Annotated in this window: 14 protein-coding genes; 13 read left to right on the forward strand and 1 reads right to left on the reverse strand. The window is 63.3% G+C overall.

Annotated elements, in window-relative coordinates:
• Positions 1-732: 732 nt before the first annotated feature.
• The gene (locus BLU32_RS22610; RefSeq protein WP_371326944.1) at positions 733-861 is read left to right on the forward strand and encodes a hypothetical protein; all 129 of its coding nucleotides are present in this window, start codon (positions 733-735) and stop codon (positions 859-861) included.
• A 78-nt stretch (positions 862-939) separates the two neighbouring features.
• Here BLU32_RS22610 and BLU32_RS20480 read toward each other — a convergent pair whose 3' ends face one another.
• On the reverse strand, positions 940-1,578 hold the full coding sequence (locus BLU32_RS20480; RefSeq protein WP_093810030.1) for a LysE family translocator: 639 nt from the start codon (positions 1,576-1,578) through the stop codon (positions 940-942).
• 235 nt (positions 1,579-1,813) lie between these two features.
• On the opposite strand from BLU32_RS20480, the gene BLU32_RS20485 reads away from it, so the two are divergent.
• The 12 genes from BLU32_RS20485 to trxA all read left to right on the forward strand — a co-directional run bounded on the left by BLU32_RS20485 (position 1,814) and on the right by trxA (position 20,055).
• Positions 1,814-2,512: a response regulator transcription factor gene (locus BLU32_RS20485; protein ID WP_093810032.1), complete on the forward strand. Its 699-nt coding sequence runs from the start codon at positions 1,814-1,816 to the stop codon at positions 2,510-2,512.
• Positions 2,513-2,550: 38 nt separating this feature from the next.
• Entirely contained in the window at positions 2,551-4,380 is a 1,830-nt protein-coding gene (locus BLU32_RS20490) for a sensor histidine kinase (RefSeq protein ID WP_093810034.1), read from the forward strand.
• Positions 4,377-4,862 (forward strand): HPr kinase/phosphorylase, encoded by a 486-nt coding sequence (locus tag BLU32_RS20495; protein ID WP_093810035.1) that lies wholly within the window; start codon positions 4,377-4,379, stop codon positions 4,860-4,862. Before BLU32_RS20490 ends, BLU32_RS20495 begins: the two co-directional genes overlap by 4 nt.
• Before the next feature lie 203 nt (positions 4,863-5,065).
• Positions 5,066-5,470, forward strand: a complete 405-nt coding sequence (locus BLU32_RS20500; RefSeq protein ID WP_093810037.1) for a PTS sugar transporter subunit IIA — start codon at positions 5,066-5,068, stop codon at positions 5,468-5,470.
• A 2-nt stretch (positions 5,471-5,472) separates the two neighbouring features.
• Entirely contained in the window at positions 5,473-5,766 is a 294-nt protein-coding gene (locus BLU32_RS20505; protein WP_093810039.1) for an HPr family phosphocarrier protein, read from the forward strand.
• 658 nt (positions 5,767-6,424) lie between these two features.
• On the forward strand, positions 6,425-7,822 hold the full coding sequence (gene ahcY, locus BLU32_RS20510) for an adenosylhomocysteinase (protein WP_093810041.1): 1,398 nt from the start codon (positions 6,425-6,427) through the stop codon (positions 7,820-7,822).
• 216 nt (positions 7,823-8,038) lie between these two features.
• Entirely contained in the window at positions 8,039-10,549 is a 2,511-nt protein-coding gene (locus BLU32_RS20515) for a PAS domain-containing sensor histidine kinase (RefSeq protein ID WP_093810043.1), read from the forward strand.
• Between the two features lie 9 nt (positions 10,550-10,558).
• Complete coding sequence (gene tsaE, locus BLU32_RS20520; RefSeq protein ID WP_093810045.1) at positions 10,559-12,154, forward strand: tRNA (adenosine(37)-N6)-threonylcarbamoyltransferase complex ATPase subunit type 1 TsaE; 1,596 nt, start codon at positions 10,559-10,561, stop codon at positions 12,152-12,154.
• A complete protein-coding gene (locus BLU32_RS20525; protein WP_208976937.1) occupies positions 12,151-12,882 on the forward strand; it encodes a nucleotidyltransferase family protein in 732 nt (243 codons plus the stop codon). The genes tsaE and BLU32_RS20525 overlap by 4 nt, the downstream gene beginning before the upstream one ends.
• A gap of 87 nt (positions 12,883-12,969) precedes the next feature.
• Positions 12,970-16,131, forward strand: a complete 3,162-nt coding sequence (gene addB / locus BLU32_RS20530; protein WP_093810047.1) for a double-strand break repair protein AddB — start codon at positions 12,970-12,972, stop codon at positions 16,129-16,131.
• On the forward strand, positions 16,128-19,634 hold the full coding sequence (gene addA / locus BLU32_RS20535) for a double-strand break repair helicase AddA (RefSeq protein ID WP_172838600.1): 3,507 nt from the start codon (positions 16,128-16,130) through the stop codon (positions 19,632-19,634). The genes addB and addA overlap by 4 nt, the downstream gene beginning before the upstream one ends.
• 100 nt (positions 19,635-19,734) lie before the next feature.
• Positions 19,735-20,055 (forward strand): thioredoxin, encoded by a 321-nt coding sequence (trxA, locus tag BLU32_RS20540; protein WP_093810049.1) that lies wholly within the window; start codon positions 19,735-19,737, stop codon positions 20,053-20,055.
• Positions 20,056-20,154: the final 99 nt, after the last annotated feature.

A 20,154-nucleotide genomic window follows, 5' to 3' on the forward strand; every position in this document is an offset into this window, starting at 1 on the left:
CGCGGTCTGATGCCGCGTTGGTTTGAATTTGCCTGCCCCGAAGCGGAACGACGGATGACTGTCACCAATAAGGTGACGTTTTGCCGAGGTGCCTTGCGCCGTGGTCCTGCTCGTTTGAGTCGCGGCTCATGTCTTTCCCGATATCCGGAAATCCAGCAATTCGATTTGCTCGGCTCCGGGTCCGGTCACAAACCGGTTGTGCGACTGGTCGAGAAAATCAGAAGTTGTGGCAAGCGCCTTCGATTTGAGCAAAGTGAACCTAGAGGATGGGTCCTCGATCAACAAGCGCAACATCCACTGCAAAATGCGACTTAATCGATTTAATACTCGGAACTGCAAGACTTAATTTCTTTCAAAAGGAAATTAACCAAGGCGCGAGGCGCCCGCATGTGGAATGCATGTTTCAATTCGGCGAAATTTCGGATTGTGCATTCCGAAAGGGCTTTGCCCGGATCGGTGATTGGGCGCGGGTGCTTGGTTCCGCACACACAGCCGACAGCGCCGCAAGCCCTGCCGATTTATGCCTTGCCGAGGATGACCGATGACCGTCATGCCTGCCCGACCCTTTGACGCTTTGGCGAGACACTTCGGAAGAACTGTCGGTTTCGCGGTGCCGCTCGTTCCGGCGCCGGACCTTGCGGCAGTGCCGCCGATCACTATCTGCGCGCCACCGGCACGCCCTGGCCGCTGCGCACCGGCTCGCAGGTGAACCACTGCGCGCTGACATCCGCGATGATCGACAGCCGGGACTTCATCGTCGAGCGCAAACGCGCCACCCGCAACGGACTGGTGCCCGCCTGTCCGAAGGTCGCCATCTCCGGCGATGCCGACTTCAACGATCCGGTGTGGAGGTTCGTCTGAACCGCCACAAACGGCAGGTCAGCGGACTTCGCTGCAGTTGTGCTGAAAATTGTGAAACTCCGGATTCGCGAAGTGTTGTCAGTTGCGTGCTTCGCGCACCCCTGCCCAGATTAGGCTTGCGCCCATTGCTCCGAACGCGGCGGCGAAAACGCCTTCGAACCACCGTGAGAACCGCGTGTAGCTGCGCATCGCCACGCCGGTCGAGAACAGCCAAGCGTAGGTCCCGTAGATGACCAACCCCGATAATGCACCCATCGGACCGAAAGCGATGACGTGCCACGCGCTCAGCCCTTGGCCGAACAGAAAAGAAGCGACCGCAGCCCACATCAGCGCGGCTTTAGGATTGGTGAGCAGCACCAGACTGCCGCGCCGCCACGCCTGTCCATCAGTCAGCAGTCGAGCATCTGGCGTGAATGTGGCATTCGTTCCCTCTTTCAGGGTGGCCCGCGTCGCTTTGATGCCGAGGAAAAGCAGATATCCCCCACCCATGAATTTGAGCGCCAAGAGTGACAATGGGAAAGCTTCAATCAGTGCGCCAAGTCCCAGGGCGGTTACAGTCGACCAGACGAGCATGCCCGAAGAGATGCCAGTCACGATAAAAAAGGCAGGGCGTCTCCCCTGCGCCAATCCAACCGAAGCAACCGCGGCAAGGTTGGGCCCGGGTGATATCTGGGCCGCGAGAACACCCAGCCACGTCAAGGCGTAAATCGAGATCATAATGTTCAAGTTCCTGAAGCGAGTACCTTGGCATCGTCGCTGGGCTGACGCATTTTAGCAAGGTGTCGGGTAGGCCATCGTCCTTGAAGCAGCCGTTCAAGCGAAGCGCAGCATCGGCAACGGTGGGCTGGAAGCAGATCTCTCGGTTTCCGCGTCATAATTTGCGCGCATTTTCACCGCCAAGGCTGGTAAACACGAAACACCGCGCGAAAAGAATGGGAACAGGACCCGGATTATGCCGACGATTGCGCTTGTGGACGATGACCGCAACATTCTCACCTCGGTATCCATCGCCCTGGAAAGCGAAGGATACCGCGTACATTCCTACACGGACGGTGCTTCGGCCCTCGACAGGCTGGTGACCGATCCGCCGGATCTGGCGATCTTCGACATCAAGATGCCGCGCATGGACGGGATGGAGCTTCTGCGTCGGTTGCGTCAGAAGTCCGACCTGCCGGTCATTTTCCTCACCTCCAAGGACGATGAGATCGACGAACTTTTCGGATTGAAAATGGGGGCGGACGATTTCATCCGCAAACCGTTTTCGCAACGTCTTCTCGTGGAGCGCGTGAAGGCCGTTTTGCGCCGGGTCCAGCCGCGCGACGCCACCGCGACGAAGTCGGAGAGCGACAAGCTGCTGGAGCGCGGCGATCTCGTGATGGATCAGGAGCGGCACACCTCGATGTGGAAGGGCAAGCCCGTCACGCTTACCGTGACGGAGTTCCTGATCCTCTACGCGCTCGCCCATCGGCCCGGCGTGGTCAAGAGCCGCAACGCGCTGATGGATGCCGCTTATGACGATCAGGTCTATGTCGACGACCGGACCATCGACAGTCACATCAAGCGGCTGCGCAAGAAATTCAAGATCGTGGACGACAGCTTCGACATGATCGAAACGCTTTACGGCGTGGGATACCGCTTTCGGGAGAGTTGAGGGACCGGGCGGTCGCCGGACCGTCGCGGGGACAGCATATGGTAACGGAAGTCGAGACAGGCGAAGAGGCCGGACCGGCGCGGCGCACCGCCAGCGGTGCGGAGCTGCCGTCGACCCTGCGCACGCTCGGCAACAGGCGTTCTCGCAGACGATTCCTGTCGCGAACCTTCGGGTTTCTCGGGCCCTATCTCACCTCGTCGCTTACCCGGCGAATTCTCGTGCTCAATCTCGCCGGGCTTTTTGCGCTCGTCGCGGGCATTCTCTATCTCAACCAGTTTCGCGCCGGCCTGATCGATGCCCGGGTGCAAAGCCTTCTGACCCAGGGTGAGATCATCGCCGGAGCGATCGCCGCCTCCGCCACGGTCGAGACCGACGGCCTGATGGTCGATCCTGAGCAGCTTCTTCAACTGCAGGCCGGTGAAAGCCTGTCGCCCTCCGATGGTGCGCGTCTGCTCGATTTTCCGATCAATCCCGAGCGCGTTGCTCCGGTGTTGCGCCGGCTGATCTCGCCGACCAAGACCCGGGCCCGGATCTACGACCCGGAAGGAATCCTGATTCTCGATTCGCGTCATCTGTATGCGCGCGGCCAGATCCTGCGGTTCGACCTGCCGCCTCCGACGACGGAGACGCCGGGGCTTTGGGAACAGATCTGGTCCGACGTCAAGCTCTGGTTCCGGCGCGGCGACCTGCCGCTCTATGAGGAGATCGGAGCGGGCAACGGGCGTGCCTACCCGGAGGTCGAGGCAGCCCTTGCCGGATCTCCGGCCAGCGTCGTGCGGGTTTCCCCTCGCGGTGAGCTTATTGTTTCGGTTGCCGTACCGGTGCAGCGGTTCCGCGCGGTTCTTGGGTCGCTGCTGCTGTCGACGCAAGGCGGCGACATCGACGCCATCGTGCGCGCGGAACGTGTCGCGATCATGCGTGTGTTCCTGGTTGCCGCGGCGGTCACCATGGTTTTGTCAATTCTGCTCGCCGGGACCATTGCCGGCCCTGTGCGCCGGCTGGCTGCCGCCGCCGAGCGGGTGCGCCGGGGGATCAAGTCGCGCGAGGAGATCCCGAATTTCTCCGAACGCCGGGACGAGATCGGACATCTGGCGCGCGCGCTGCGTGACATGACCAATGCGCTCTACAATCGCATGGATGCGATCGAGACCTTCGCCGCCGATGTTTCGCACGAGTTGAAGAACCCGCTGACCTCGCTGCGCAGCGCGGTTGAAACACTGCCGCTTGCCCGCAAGCCGGAAGCGCGTGACCGGCTGATGGAAATCATCCAGCATGACGTACGCCGTCTCGACCGTCTGATCACGGATATTTCGGACGCGTCCCGACTCGACGCGGAACTTGCCCGCGCTGACGCGGAGCCCATTGATATCGCAGCCTTGCTGCGTGGCGTCAGCGATCTCGCCAACGAACGCGCGGGACCGGAAGAAGCGCAGGTGGAGATCACCATCGCGCCGTCTCGACGCGATCATCCCTACCGCGTCATCGGAAACGACAGCCGGCTTGCGCAGGTCATCAACAATCTGATCGACAATGCCCGCTCGTTCTCGCCGCCTGGCGCCAGGGTCCGTATCGACGCCACACGCCTTGCCGACGCGGTCGAGATCACAGTCGATGACGACGGACCGGGCATCAAGCAGGATGTGCGCGACCGGATTTTCGAACGCTTCTATACGGACCGTCCCGAGGCGGACGGCTTTGGCAACAATTCCGGGCTTGGTCTGTCGATTTCCCGGCAGATCGTGGAAGCGCATCAGGGGACGATCACCGTCGAAAACAGGAAGGAGCACGATCCCGAAACCGGAGACATCAGAATTCTGGGAGCGAGATTCTCCGTTCGTCTTCCCGCGGATGCAAAGCCGCGCGGATGAGTGCGAAGACGGTGCATGGCTCCTGCGTTCTCGTCGGTGCGGCTGGCGTCGTTCTTCGGGGGGCGTCGGGATCGGGGAAATCACGGCTGGGGGACGATCTTGTTGCGCGGGTGTGTCGCTCCGGCGGGTTCGCGGCGCATGTGGCTGATGACCGGCTTGTGCTGACTGCCCGGGCGGGGCGGCTTGTCGCGGAACCGCCGGCTGCCCTTGCCGGCCTTTGGGAGCGGCGCGGCGAGGGGATCCAGATGGTCGCCCATGAAGCCGCCGCTGTCGTTAGATTGATCGTCGACCTGGTGCCGGAGGCGGAAATCGCCCGACTTCCGGAACCCGGAGAGGGGCGCATCGCGTTGCGCGGCGTGACCGTTGCGCGCCTCATGTTGCCGGTTCCCCTGGCCTGTGATAGCGCCGAGCGAGTGCTGGCTCATTTGACCGGGGCCGTTCGGGTTTTTTCGTCCGAGGACGACAAAATCGCTGTGGATTGATGCCGGACGCTCGGTTCCTGACGGAAAAGGCGGCAAAGCGCGCCGATTTTTCTTGCACTGCGGTGCCCCCGTGCTGACATTGGGCCTCCGGCGCCGGCAACACGGGTTGCCCTTCGACAATGAGGGTGGGACGTTCACCGGACCCGATATCGCCGGCTCCCACGGGCGGCACGCCTGATCAGGAAATAAACGACGGACAGGGCATGATAGGTCTCGTACTCGTCACTCACGGGCGATTGGCTGAAGAGTTCAAATCGGCATTGGAGCATGTGGTTGGTCCGCAAGAGCGGGTTGCAACCATCTGTATCGGTCCCGATGACGATATGGAGCAGCGACGCCAGGACATTCTCGCGGCGGTCGAGGATGTGAATGACGGTGGTGGTGTTGTGCTGTTGACCGACATGTTCGGCGGGACGCCCTCCAATCTTGCGATTTCCGTGATGGACGGCACCAACATCGAGGTGATCGCCGGCGTGAATCTGCCGATGCTGATCAAGCTGGCAAGCGTGCGCGAAGATGCCGCCATTTCCGAAGCCGTCGACGAAGCGCGCAAGGCCGGTCAGAAATACATCTCGGTCGCCAGCCAGGTTCTCTCCGGGCAGGGATGACAATGACCGACACCGAAGCGCGGCCGGCCGCGACTGCAGATCTGACGATTGTCAATCGGCGCGGTCTGCATGCGCGTGCATCGGCGAAAATGGTCAAGTTGGTCGAACGGTATGATGCCGCCGTCACGGTTACTCGAGACGGTCAATCGGTTGGTGGCACGTCCATCATGGGGCTTATGATGCTCGCGGCGAGCCCGGGCTGCTGCATTGGGGTTAGCGCGACCGGAGCGCAGGCGGACGAGGTCTTGGCGGCGATCCGTGCCCTTGTCGAGGACGGTTTCGGCGAAACCGATTGACCCCCGCGTTCGCGGCGACGCCGGTGTCCTGTCTTGCCCATCCCGCCGCAACGGACGGATCGCGACGATGGCCGGAAATGCGGGTTTCTGGGTTGCCGCGTCGGCGAACTGTGGCTGCTCTCTAGGCTCAGGACCTGTTGATATGACTGCGATGGTCGGAGCGGATGTGTGCGGATACGAGGGCAAGCCCGCAGGAAGGCTGGAGCCTTTCAAGGGATTGCGACATGGTATCCCGTGCGGATCCACCCTGATCCGAAGGACGGCCGAGCTGACGTCGACCTGCGGCGTCAAAGCCCTCGACCGGGGGAACGGCCGCGCTCTTTGGGCTTTTCCTTGCATCTCTCGTCATCTCAAACGCCATTTCAGTCATAGCAACAGGTCCTGACCCTAGGGCACGGGGCCGCGAACCGAAGTCTCACCGAAAACGGATTTGGGGTGAAATCCCGGGACGGGCTTAGGGAAATTTTCATGATATAAAGAAATCTTTATATCATTATTGCTTTGTATCCGGTGACCGCATATAAGGGATCTCAGGGAGCCGCGCGGTGCGCGGGTGAAATCCCATGTCAATTCCCAGCCCCGTCCAGTCGTGCGTCGTGCCGACCCTGGAAACGGGTGTGTCGCATGTCAAAGCCAACCGAGTGAGCGGATCTAGCCGATGAGCACTGCAAACGACTACTTCGTCAAAGACATTTCCCTGGCCGAATACGGCCGCAAGGAAATCGATATCGCCGAAACCGAGATGCCGGGTCTTATGGCCTGCCGCGAGGAATTCGGCGAGAGCAAGCCGCTCAAGGGTGCGCGTATTGCCGGATCCCTGCACATGACCATTCAAACGGCTGTGCTGATCGAGACGCTGACCGCGCTGGGCGCCGATGTGCGCTGGGCGTCCTGCAATATCTTCTCCACCCAGGATCATGCGGCTTCCGCGATCGCCGAATCCGGTGTTCCGGTCTTCGCCGAAAAGGGTGAAACCCTTGAGGAGTACTGGGACTATTGCGACCGCATTTTCATGTTCTCCGAAGGAACGGCGAACATGATTCTCGATGATGGCGGCGACGCCAGCATGTACATTCTGCTCGGCGCCCGCGCCGAAGCCGGGGAAGACGTGCTGTCCAATCCGTCGTCCGAGGAAGAGACGGTGCTCTTCGCCCAGATCCGCAAGCGGATGAAGCAGAGCCCGGGCTGGTTCACCCGTCAGCGCGACGACATTCGCGGTGTGTCGGAAGAGACCACGACCGGTGTGAACCGCCTATATCAGCTCAAGGCCAAGGGTCTGCTGCCGTTCCCGGCGATCAACGTCAACGACAGCGTGACCAAGTCGAAGTTCGACAACAAGTACGGCTGCAAGGAAAGCCTCGTCGACGGCATTCGCCGCGGCACCGATGTGATGATGGCCGGCAAGACGGCCGTCGTCTGCGGCTATGGCGATGTCGGCAAGGGATCTGCCGCCTCGTTGCGCGGCGCCGGCGCGCGCGTGAAGGTTACCGAGGTCGATCCGATCTGTGCGCTGCAGGCGGCGATGGACGGTTTCGAGGTCGTGACGCTGGAAGCGGCGGCGCCGACCGCGGACATCGTGATCACCACCACGGGCAACAAGGACGTGGTGACCATCGACCACATGCGCTCGCTCAAGGACATGGCGATTGTCGGCAACATCGGTCACTTCGACAACGAGATTCAGGTCGAGGCGCTGCGCAACTACAAGTGGACGAACATCAAGCCCCAGGTGGACATGATCGAGTTCTCCGACAACAAGCGGATGATCCTTCTCTCCGAGGGCCGTTTGCTCAATCTCGGAAATGCGACGGGTCACCCGAGCTTCGTGATGTCGGCGAGCTTCACCAACCAGGTGCTCGCGCAGATCGAGCTGTGGACGCGTCCGGATCAGTACGAAAACGATGTCTATGTGCTGCCGAAGCATCTCGACGAGCGGGTCGCGCGTCTCCATCTGGCCAAGCTTGGCGTCGAACTGACCGAATTGTCGAACGAGCAGGCGTCGTACATCGGCGTCGAGACAACCGGCCCCTACAAGCCGGAACACTACCGCTACTAAGCTCGTGCCGGGCGGTCGTGGTCGCCGCCCTCGCATGACATGATCCAACGCCTGTGCGGGAGCTGTGGACGACACGGCTCCCGTTTACTTTTCGGCAAGGAACCCTTCTTCGCGATTCGGCTTTGCGTTATGGTCTTTGCGAATCGGGCGGTTCGTAAGGCAGAACTGTACCGACGAGCAATTTCGGGCTCGAAGCGGCGGTGAAGGATCGTGAGAATGCCGGCGGACGGCTTGCAACATGCGCGCACGAGCGGCGCGTGGCTGGAATTGAGTCGAAAGACGGCTGTTCGTGCAACCGGCGGCACCATCGCATGGCTGTCCCTTGCCGGTACTTCCAGGGCGCAGGATGCATCCGCCTTGCCGCTCGGCGACATCGACGCGTTCAAGGTTGTCTGGGTCGCGGCTATCGGCGGCGCGGTGACATTTGCTGTAACCGCGGCGGTGACGTTCTTGCGCAATCGCCGGGCCACGGCCGGGACCCTTTCCAGAGTGCGAGAAAAAAATGCCGGTCTGACGGCGCGTCTCGACCGTCTGGAGAGCCTCGTCGATTCCGATGATCAGCGCCTGATCGTCTGGCAGCCTGGCGACGCGGCGCCGATGATCGCCGGCGTGCTTGATGAGGCCTGCGGCGTTCCGCGGTCGCCGGCGCGACTTCTGGCTTTCGGGACATGGCTCGACGCGAAGTCCGCCACCGCACTTGAGCGCGCCGTGGAACGACTGCGCCGCAATGGTGAAACCTTCCATATGGTGTTGCCCACACAGGTCGGCGGTCTGGTCGAGATATCGGGCCGGGTGGCTGCCAGTGCGCCGGTCGTTCGAATGCGTGACCTGACGGGCGAGCGCAAGAACCATGCTCTCCTGGCAAAGCGGCATGAAGAGCTGACACAGGAAGCCGCGACGCTGCGCGCACTGCTCGACACCGTTCCTGCCCCGGCATGGCTGCGCAATGGCGACGGCCGCCTTGTCTGGGCGAATGCCGCCTACGCCAGGGCCGTGGAAGCATTGGACGGAACGGGCGCCGTCGATGCGGGCGCCGAATTTCTCGATGCCCACAATCGCAAGGCGATGGACCGTGCACGCGACGAAAGCGGTGTGGCGCACGCCCGCATGCCGGCTGTCTCCGCCGGGGCGCGCAGGATTTTCGATGTCACGCAGTGTGCGATTGAAAGCGGCACGGGCGGACTGGCCATCGACGTCAGCGAGCTGGAACACAGCCGCCAGGAGCTTGGTCGCACCATCGACTTTCATGCCCGAACGCTCGATCAACTGGCAACCGCGGTGGCGATCTTCGGTTCCGATCGGCGGCTGCAGTTCTACAATGCCGCGTTTCGCTCTTTATGGGATCTGGATACCGGTTTTCTGGAGGGCAATCCCACCGACGGAGCGCTGCTCGATGCACTTCGCGCCGCGCGCAAGCTGCCCGAGCAGGCCGATTATCGCGGCTGGCGCAACAAGCTTCTGGAATCCTACACGTCGGTGGATGCGCGGGAGTTCTGGTGGCACCTGCCCGATGGCCGCACGCTTCGCGTGATCGCCAATCCCCACCCCCAGGGCGGCGTCACCTACATCTATGAAAATGTGACCGAACGGCTGGATCTGGAAAGTCGGTATAACTCGCTGATCCGGGTGCAGGGCGAAACGCTGGACAATCTCTCCGAAGCGGTGGCCGTGTTCGGCTCCGACGGCCGGTTGCGGCTCTGGAACCCGGCCTTCGAGGTAATCTGGGACCTTTCGGATGATGGGCTGGGCGACAGCCCGCACATTACACGGATCGTCGAAGCAGGCCTGCTTGAACCCGAAGAGGCCCATGTCTGGCAGCGGCTGGTCACGGCGGTGACGAGCCTCGCCGACAACCGCGAACCGGTGATCGGTCGCATGGAGCGCGAAAGCGGCGAAGCGATCGACTATGCAACCGTTCCGCTCCCCGACGGGGGCACGCTTGTCACCTTCGTGAATGTCACGGATTCGGTGAATATCGAGCGGGCCCTTCTCGACAAGAACGAAGCGCTGGAACAGGCTGACCAGTTGAAAAACGCCTTCATCCAGCACGTCTCGTACGAATTGCGCTCGCCGTTGACCAATATCATCGGGTTTGCGCAGCTTCTTTCCGATCCCAAGTTCGGGCCGCTTACGACCAAGCAGAGCGAGTATGTGGACTACATCCTGTCGTCTTCGTCGGCTCTCCTGGCGATCATCAACGACATTCTCGATCTGGCGACGATTGATGCCGGGATCATGGAACTCGACCTCTCCTCCGTCGATGTCGCCAGGACGGTGCAGGCGGCCGTGGAGGGACTGAAGGATCGCCTGACCGATTCCGGCATAGCACTCAACCTCGACATGTCGGACGATGTCGGGGTGATCCAGGCGGACGAGCGCCGCCTGCGCCAAGTGCTCTACAATCTCATTTCCAATGCGCTGCGCTTTTCCGACGTCGGCGGCGCGATCGACGTGTCCTGCCAGCGCACGGCCGACGCGATCGAGTTCCGCGTTCGCGACCATGGCTGCGGCATACCCGAGGATATGCTTGATCAGGTTTTTGCCCGCTTCGTCGGGCGGGATGCGGGCGCACGCCGACGCGGCGCGGGTCTTGGCCTGTCAATCGTCAAAAGTTTCGTGGAACTGCATGGCGGGACGGTCGAGATCACCTCACAAGAGGGGGTCGGCACATATGTCGTGTGTCGATTTCCCTTCGCTCCCGATGCCCTCCAGCACGCCGCCGAATAGTTCTTCGTGATGGGTGGGGGAACCGGCAAGGGGCATCACGCCAGCCCCGTGGGATCTGCAGACCGGTATCCGGACGAAATCCGCGTGCATGTTGACGACATCGCTCAGACACAACGGCTCGCCGAGGATCTGGCGATGATCGTGGCGCCGGGCGATTGCCTGTGCCTCTCGGGTGACCTTGGGGCGGGCAAGTCCACGTTCGCGCGTGCCCTGATCCGCGCCCTTGCCGATGACGAGACCCTCGACGTCCCCAGCCCGACCTTTACCCTCGTCCAGCCGTATGCGCTTGACCGCTTCGATGTGGTCCATCTTGACCTCTATCGGCTCGAGGAGCCGGAAGAAATGGAGGAACTCGGACTGGAAGACGCGCTGGAAACCGGTGTCGCGCTGGTCGAGTGGCCGGAAAAGGCCGGTGGCTCGCTTCCGCAAGGCTGTCTTGCCGTGACGATCGAACATGCGGACGGGCCCGAAGGACGAACCTTCGTCTTGCGCGGGACGGGCACGGACTGGCCTGCGCGCATCAACCGCACCCGCGATATTCGCGCGCTTCTCGCGCGCGCCGGCATGGGGGATGCGGTCCGGCGGTATCTTCAGGGAGATGCGTCGCCCCGGCGCTATGAAGTCGTGTCGACTGCGGAGCGATCCGCGATCCTGATGAACGCGCCCACGCTCGACAGTCCCGCTGGCACCGAGGGCGGCGAGAGCTATGCCGACATCGTCCATCTGGCCCAGGACATGCACGCCATCGTTGCAGTGGGAGATGCCTTGCGCAGAGAAGGGTTCAGTGCGCCCGCAACGCTCGCGGCCGATCTTGCTGCCGGGCTGTTGCTGCAGGAAGACCTCGGACGAGGCGCAATCGTCGACGGCGGCGTGCCTGTGCCTGACCGCTACGCTGCAGCCGTCGACCTGCTTGTCGATCTCCATGATGCGCGGATCGGGCCGGCACTTCCGCTCCCCGACGAATCGGGAAGCGGCGCCTATCAGGTGCCGGCCTATGACGCGCGTGCACTTATGACAGAGGCCGAACTCTTTCTCGACTGGTACCTGCCGTCGCTCGGCGTCTCCGTGACGCCCGCCATGCGCGCGGAGTTTGCCGCGCTCTGGGAACCGCTGATCGCCCGGGTTCAGGAGCAGACACCGGTTCTCGTGCTGCGCGACTATCATTCTCCCAACCTGATCTGGCGGGAAGGGCGCAGCGGTCATGCCCGGCTCGGCCTTGTCGACTACCAGGACGCGGTAATGGGGTCTCCGGCCTACGATCTTGCATCGATTTCCATGGATGCGAGGGTCACGGTTCCGCCGGCACTCGAAAGGCAACTGGTCGAGCGCTATGTGGCCACCCGCCGGGCGGGATATTCCGGGTTTGACGCGGACCGGTTGCGCGGTGACTACGCGATCATGGCGGCACAACGCGCGCACAAGGTGCTTGGCGTTTTCGTTCGTCTGGCGCACCGTGACGGCAAACCTGCCTACCTCGCCCATCTGCCGCGCGTGCGCGACTATCTTGGACGGGCGCTCGAACATCCGCTGTTGACCCCGCTGGCAAAGTGGATCGTGGCTATTGAAGCCGCTCGCGATGCCATGGGGGAGCAGGAACGACGATGAGCCACAAGACGAATATTCGCCGCGCGATGGTGCTGGCCGCCGGGATGGGCAAGCGCATGCGTCCGCTCACCGCGACCACACCCAAGCCTCTGATTCCGGTGTGCGGGGATGCTCTTATCGACCGTGCGTTCGACAAGCTCGAGGCCGCCGGCGTCGAAACATGCGTGGTCAACGTCCATTACCTGGCCGACCTTGTCGAGGTGCATGTCGTGCAGCGGCCGGGCCTTCCCGAGGCGATCGTGTCCGATGAACGCGGCGTTCTTCTCGACACCGGAGGCGGCATCAGCAAGGCGCTGCCGCTGTTGGGCGAGGAGCCGTTCTTCCTGCTCAACTCCGACAGCAGCTGGATAGAGGGTGTCACGCCTAATCTCGATCATCTGGCCGACGCCTGGAACCCGGACGAGATGGACGCGCTCCTGCTGCTGTCGGAGTATGTCGAGTCTGTCGGCTACGACGGGAAGGGCGACTTCGTGATCGACCCGACGGGTCGGCTGGAGCGACGGCCCGAGCGCACGATTGCGCCGTTCGCCTATGCCGGTGCCGCAATCCTTCATCCGCGTCTTTTCGATGGTTGTCCGCAGGACGCCTTCTCGCTCAACCGGCTGTTTGACGTGGCGATCGAACGCGGCAGGCTCTACGGTGTGCAGATGGAAGGGCTGTGGCTGCATGTGGGGACGCCGGAGGCGGTCGACGAGGCGGAGCGGGCGATCCGCAACAGCACCAGATGACCCCGGTGCGGCCTGTCGGTCCCAAGCGGCCCGTGTTTCTGTCCGATGCGGTCGCGAATCCTTGCCTTTGAAACCGGGACGATGCGTATGAGCGCACGGCGCCAGCCCAACATTTTCAGCATTCCCCCTTCGGCGCCGTTTCTGCCGACATTCGTCGATGCCCTGCTTGCCGGCCGGCTTGTTCCCGGACTTGGTGCCGGCGTCGATCCCCTGGCCTTGGCGCGGATAACACTTTACGTTCCGACGCGCCGCGCCGCGCGCGCGTTGCCTGCACTGTTTCAGGCGCGGCTTGGTCGCAGCGCGACCTTGCTGCCGGCGATCCGGGCGCTTGGGGATGTGGACGAGGACGTACATCTTTTGCGTTCCGAAGCCGCCGACCCGCAATTGCCGCCGGCCTTGCCGGAAATGCACCGAAAGATGGCGATGACGCGGCTCGTGCATGCCTGGGAGGGCGCGTTGCGGCGCGAGGTGCTCGAGCTTGGCACGGATGCCGTCTTGAGGACGCCTGCCTCCGCGGCCGATGCGGCCTGGCTTGCTGGCGACCTCCTCGCGCTTATGGACGAGATGGAGACGGAGGAAGTGCCTTGGGACGGTCTGACGCGGCTCGTGCCCGATGATCATGCCCGTTACTGGCAGATCACCCTCGATTTCCTCAAGATCGCGATGACCTACTGGCCGGCCCATCTTGCGGATCGGGGCGCGATGAACCCCAAGGCCAGGCGCTCCGCGCTTATCCGCCGCGAGGCACAGCGTCTTCGCGAAACGCCGCCGACGGGGCCTGTGATCGTCGCTGGCGCGACAGGCTCTGTCCCAGCCACTGCGGAACTTCTGCGCGCGGTCGCCGATCTCGAGCAAGGTGCGATCGTGTTGCCCGGGTTCGATACCAATCTCGACAATCCGTCGTGGCGCGCGATCCTGGGAACCGGCGAGGGAGACGGAGAGCCGGAAGCGCACAGTGGAGGTGTTCCCAGCCATCCACAATACGGCATGGCGCACGTGGTTGTCGGGCTGGGAGTGGACCGTTCGGAAATTGCGTCGCTCGCCACCGGGTCGTTGCGTGATCGCATTGTCAGCGAGGCCTTGCGCCCGGCGCAGACCACGGATGCTTGGCCAGATCTCGCCGCCCGGGTTTCGGACCCGGATCGTGCGACTGCTTTCGAAGGCGTCGATCTGCTGAGCGCGCGCAATGAGGCCGAAGAAGCGCTTGCGATCGCGATTGTGCTTCGAGGCGCTGTCGAGGAGGGAACGTCAGCGGCCCTCATCACGCCGGACCGCACGCTCGCGCGCCGGGTCGCGGTGGAACTGCGTCGCTGGGGACTGCAGGCCGACGACAGCGCCGGACGTCCGCTCGATCAGACCCCACCCGGTGTTCTGGCGCGCCTTGCGGGCGAACTGGCGCTCGGCGGGCTGGAGCCGGTGCCGCTTCTGGCGCTGTTGAAGCATCCGTTGACGCGGCTCGGTTTGCCGGCAAACGAAATCCGCGCAGCCGCCCGTGCGCTTGAGCGGGCGGTGTTGCGCGGCCCTCGCGCCCGCAGCGGCACCGAAGGCTTGCTCGACGGCGTCCGCGCGGCGCGCGCGCTGGCCGAGGCCGACGGCGCCGGGGGGCGGAGCCCGCGGTGGAGACGCCTGCACGCGGAAGACTGGGATGTGGTGGAGGATCTCGTCGTGCGGTTGAGCGACGCGCTCGCCCCGCTCGAAACTTTCGTTCCCTCAGGTGGCGAGGACGTCGACGACGGTTCTGACGCGGATGCCGTGGCGCTTGCGCGGGCGCATGAGGAAGTCCTCCGTCGTCTGTGCCGCGACGAAGCGGGGGAACACGGCGAGCTTTACGCGGGTGAGGCGGGGGACGGACTTGCAGCCGCCTTTGCCGAAGTGCTCGATGCGACGGAGGCCGGTTTGACCGTGCCGATCCGCGACTGGCCGGATGTCTTCGTCGCGCTGGTGTCCGGTCTCAACGTCCGGCGCCGCTTGCCGGGAGATCCGCGCATCGCGATCCTGGGCCCGATGGAGGCGCGGCTGCAGCCGTTTGACGTCGTGGTGCTCGGTGCTCTCAACGAAGGCAATTGGCCGCAGCGCACGCGCAATGATCCCTGGCTCAACCGGCCGATGAAGCGGGGCATCGGCCTTGATCCGCCAGAACGGCGCATTGGGGCCGCCGCCCATGACTTCATCGAGGGAATGGGGGCTGGGCGGGTCGTCCTGTCGCGTTCGGAACGCGCCGATGGCGCACCGACGGTTGCCTCGCGCTGGCTGCTGCGGCTGACCACGCTTCTCGGTGATGCGCAAACGAAGGCCATGCGTGCGCGCGGCGAACGATGGCAAGGGCTTGCGCGCTCCATGGACCAACCGCCGCATCCGCCAGCGCCGGCAAAACGCCCGGCGCCCACGCCGCCTGTCGTCGCGCGCCCTGCGCGTCTTTCGGTGACAGCGATTGAAACGCTGATCCGCGATCCTTACGCAATCTATGCGCGCAACGTGCTCAGGCTTGATCCGGTCGATCCGATCGGGGGCGATCCCGGAGCTGCCGAAAAAGGCACCCTCATCCATGACATTCTGGCGGAATTCCTGGAGACATGGTCCGGCGCTTTCGACCAAGACGCAAAGGATCGATTGCTTGAAATCGGCCGGCAGCGGTTCGCCGTCGTGGACGCCTTCCCGGCAATCCGGGCCATCTGGTGGCTGCGCTTCACCCGCATTGCGACCGCCTTTCTGCGCAATGAGGCGGAGTGGGCGCCGGAGATCGAAAAACGCTATCTGGAGATAGGGGGCACGCTGGACCTTGATCTCGCGCCTGGGCGCATCGTGACGTTGAGCGCGCGTGCGGATCGGATCGATCTTCGTCGAGACGGCTCCTATTCTGTTATCGACTACAAGACGGGCCAGGCGCCGAGCGGGAAGGAAGTGGCGGCTTTGCTGGCGCCGCAATTGCCGCTGGAAGCCGCGATGATTCTGGGCGGTGGCTTTCCCGATGTCGATCGGTCCGGACCTGTCGGCAAGCTTCTCTATCTTCGCCTTGCCGGAGGGCGGGTGCCCCTGGAGGTCGCCGAACGCGCGCCGAAGGACGGAGACGTTGCGGGTCTTGCGGAAGAAGCCCTGGCACGGACGAAAGCTCTGTTTGCCAGCTATGAAAACCTCGAAACCGGATACCTCTCTCGTGCCCGCGTCATGAAGGAACGCGAGTTTGCAGCGCCCTACGATCATCTCGCCCGGGTGCGCGAATGGGCCTTGGAAAGCGGAGATGAGGGATGAGCAAGATCGAGATCCCCGCAGCCACCCGTGAGCGACAGGCGCTTGCCGCCGATCCGTTGCGCTCCGTATGGGTCAGCGCCAATGCGGGATCCGGCAAGACGTTCGTTCTCGCCCGGCGCGTCATCCGCCTTTTGCTGTCCGGTACGGCGCCATCGCGGATCCTGTGTCTGACCTTTACCAAGGCGGCCGCCTCCGAAATGCAGACACGCGTGTTCGAGACCCTGGGCAACTGGACGACTCTTGACGATGCGGGTCTGAGCGATGAAGTGAAGGATATCGAGGGCCGCAAACCCGATGCGGCGCGTCTGGCGCGTGCCCGGCATCTGTTTGCAACGGCACTGGAAACGCCAGGTGGATTGAAGATCCAGACAATCCATGCCTTTTGCGAGGCGTTGCTGCACCAGTTTCCCCTGGAGGCGAATGTCGCGGGGCATTTTTCTGTTCTCGACGACCGGCAGTCGGCCGATCTTCTGGCAACGGCCCGGGCACAGGTGCTGGCGCGCGCCGAACGGGCGCCAGACAGTCCGCTGGGGCACGCGCTCGTGTTTTTGATTGCGGAATTGCCGGACAAGTCCGTTGAATCCGCACTGTCTGAACTGGTGGCAAAGCGGGATCAGTTGCGGCGGTGGCTTCAGCATGCCGGCTCGCCGGACCTGGCGCTGGACGAGCTGCGGATGCTCTTTGGTCTTTCCGCTGGCGAGAGCGTGGAGAAAATCGACACACGGTTGCGCGGCGAGCGGACAATAGACGATACCGCAGCGCTGTCGATTGCCGGGGCATTGTCGCGCGGCAACGCAACGGACGGAAAGCGCGCGCAGAAGCTGAACGCGGCGCTGGTGAGCAGCGAACCGCAGCAGTGGCGCGAACTCTGGCTTTCGGTCTTTTTGAACAAGGACCTGTCGCCGACGAAATCCCTGGCCGGTAAGGCGGTCGCCTCTGCGAACCCCCAGATCGCGGAGCGTCTTGTGGCAGAACAGGAACGGCTTCTGGACCTGATGGAACGTCGAAGGGCCGCTTACACGCTTGACGGCACGTCGGCTGCGCTGCGACTGGCCGATGCGATGTTGCAGGCGTATGAGCACCACAAGACCCGTCGCGGACTGATGGATTTCGAGGATCTGATCGTGCGCACCGCGAGTCTTCTGTCGCGTGCGGATGCCGCCCTTTGGGTGCAATACAAGCTCGATCAGGGACTCGATCATATTCTCGTCGACGAGGCGCAGGACACCAGTCCGCATCAATGGCAGGTGATCAAGGCGCTCGCAGAGGAGTTTTTTGCCGGCGCATCGTCCAACCCGCGAACACGGACGCTGTTCGCGGTCGGTGACGAGAAACAGTCGATCTACTCGTTTCAGGGCGCAGTTCCGGCGTATTTCGCAGAAATGCGACGTCACTTCGAGGCGCGTGCGACCGACGCTGCATCAGCCTTTTCCCGGGTCGAGCTGACCCTGTCATTCCGCTCCCGTCCCGATGTGCTGTCAGCGGTCGATACCGTGTTCGCCGACCCTGAGGTGCACCGGGGCCTGGCCCAGGAACCGGTTCCGCCGGTCCATGAGGCGGTTCGAAGGAACGAGCCGGGATATGTCGAGATCTGGCCACCGGAAGAAGCCGATCCCGTCGAGACGCCGGACGACTGGACACAGCCGATCGACCGGCTTTCTTCCGGCAATCCGATGATCCGGCTGGCCAGCCGGATTGCGGAAACCGTGAAGACCTGGCGGAAGAATGGTGAGGCGGAGCCCGAGGACGTGCTGGTTCTGGTGCGCAAGCGCGGCGCTTTTGTCGATGCGCTGACCCGCGCGTTGAAGCAGGCGGGGGTTCCGGTGGCGGGAAGCGATCGTCTGCTACTCAATGAGCACATAGCGATCGAGGATCTGATCGCGCTCGGCCGCTTTCTGCTTCTGCCCGAGGATGATCTATCGCTCGCTTCGGTGTTGAAGAGCCCGCTTTTCGGCCTGGACGACGAGGAGATATACCGGATTGCCCGTCCGGATGGCGCCACTGTGAGACGTGGAACCCTTTGGCAGTCCCTTGTCAGATGTGCGGAAGCGAGCCCCGATCTGGACAGGGTGCGCACCCGAATGGAGGAGCTGCGCTCCCGCGCCGACTTCATGCCGCCCTTCGAGTTTTTCTCCCGGCTTCTGTCAGCCGACGGCGCGCGGGCCGCCTTTCGCGCGAGGATGGGAACGGAGGTTGATGACGTTCTCGACGAGTTCCTGGCGTTGACCCTGACCTTCGAGCAAACCGGAACGCCCGGTCTGGAGGGATTTCTCGCCTGGTTTGCTGCCGCGCCGACGCAGGTCAAGCGCGAGCTGAACGCGGCGCGCGGCGTCGTGCGGATCATGACCGTGCACGGCGCCAAAGGGTTGGAGGCGCCGCTCGTGATCCTGGTCGACAGCGGCGCGGCACCGGTGGTCTCGCAGCATGACCCTGCGTTTCTGGCGCATGGGCGCGACGGGGACGCTGACGCGCCTCCGGCGCTCGTCTGGTTGCCGCCAAAGGCGTCGCGCACGCGGTGGCATGATGATGCGCTCGCGACCCTGAGAACAGCTGCCGAAGAGGAATATCGCCGCCTGCTTTATGTCGCAATGACGCGCGCGCGGGACCGCTTGGTGGTGTGCGGCTGGGCACCGGCAAGCGGCCAGAAAGAGGGCTGCTGGTATCGCATTGTCGCTGCCGGACTGGATCCCTTGGCGCGAGACGGTCTGACCGCGACCGGCGAGGCTTGTCGGGTCTGGCAGGCGCAGGGCACCCACTCGGATCCGCCGAGGCTTGGAAGGTTCGCGCCACGGGGCAGCGGCGAGGCTTCGCCGACGGTTCAATCACCCGACTGGTTGCAAGCACCCGTCACGCCGTTCGTTCGTCCTCGGCGCCTGCAGCCGTCGGCGGCGTTCGAGGAAATGGAGGCAAAGGACGGGCCGCCCGACCTGGCGCCTGTCCAGGAACTCGCCGTTGCACGTGACCGACAATCCTTCGCTCTGGCACGCGGACGGCATCTCCACCGGTTGCTTCAGCTCCTTCCGGACATCAAAGCCGATGCCCGCTTTGCCGCCGCGATGCGCTATCTGGAGGCCTGTCTCGAGCCGGGGTTTGCCGATGAGGCGGAAGCGCTTGCAAGCGAAGCCGGCGCGGTTCTGGCTGAGCCGGGGTTTGCCGAGGTTTTCACGACCCGCGCCTTGACGGAGGTGCCTGTTGTCGGACACCTCGCCCTGGACGATGGCGGCAGGGTCGAGGTTTCCGGGCAGATCGACCGTCTTTGCATCACCGACGATGCGGTTCTCATTGTCGATTTCAAGACCGATCGCGCGGTCCCGGACCTGTCGGACGATCCCGGCGAGGGGTATGTTGCGCAGTTGGCGGTCTATCGCGCGCTGTTGCAGGATATCTACCCGGGGCGCTCTGTGCGGGCTGCACTCCTTTACACTGCGCACCCGCTGTTGAGGGAGGTTCCGCAAGAGCGTCTCGACGTGGCCCTGGCGACCCTGAAGTCGCAGCCGGGCTGACCGTCCCGCAGATCGCTTGCTTGACGCGGGCGGGCCGGCTTCCTACCTTCAGCGCAACGAGAGAATGCAGCCGCATTCGTGATTTTGGAAAGGGCGAAAAATGGCCACCGCAGTCGTGACGGATGAATCCTTTGAAACCGATGTTCTCAAGGCATCGGGTCCTGTTGTCGTCGATTTCTGGGCGGAATGGTGCGGTCCCTGCAAGATGATCGCACCGGCCCTTGAGGAAATCTCGGACGAGATGGGCGAACAGGTGACGATCACCAAGCTCAACATCGACGAGAACCAGAACATCGCGATGAAGTATGGCGTCCGGTCCATTCCCACTTTGATCCTGTTCAAGGATGGGGAGCCGGTGTCCACGCAGATCGGCGCAGCACCGAAGAACAAGCTCGCGGACTGGATCAAGACCTCGTCCTAGAATCAGGCATGGCCACTTCGGGTCGGGCGAATCGTTTGCGGTTGCGTCTCGACCGAAGAGGCCGGGGCTGCTTGGGTTGCAGTCTTTGATCCGGATCCG

This window comes from Stappia sp. ES.058, from assembly GCF_900105595.1.
In the GTDB taxonomy this organism is placed as follows: domain Bacteria; phylum Pseudomonadota; class Alphaproteobacteria; order Rhizobiales; family Stappiaceae; genus Stappia.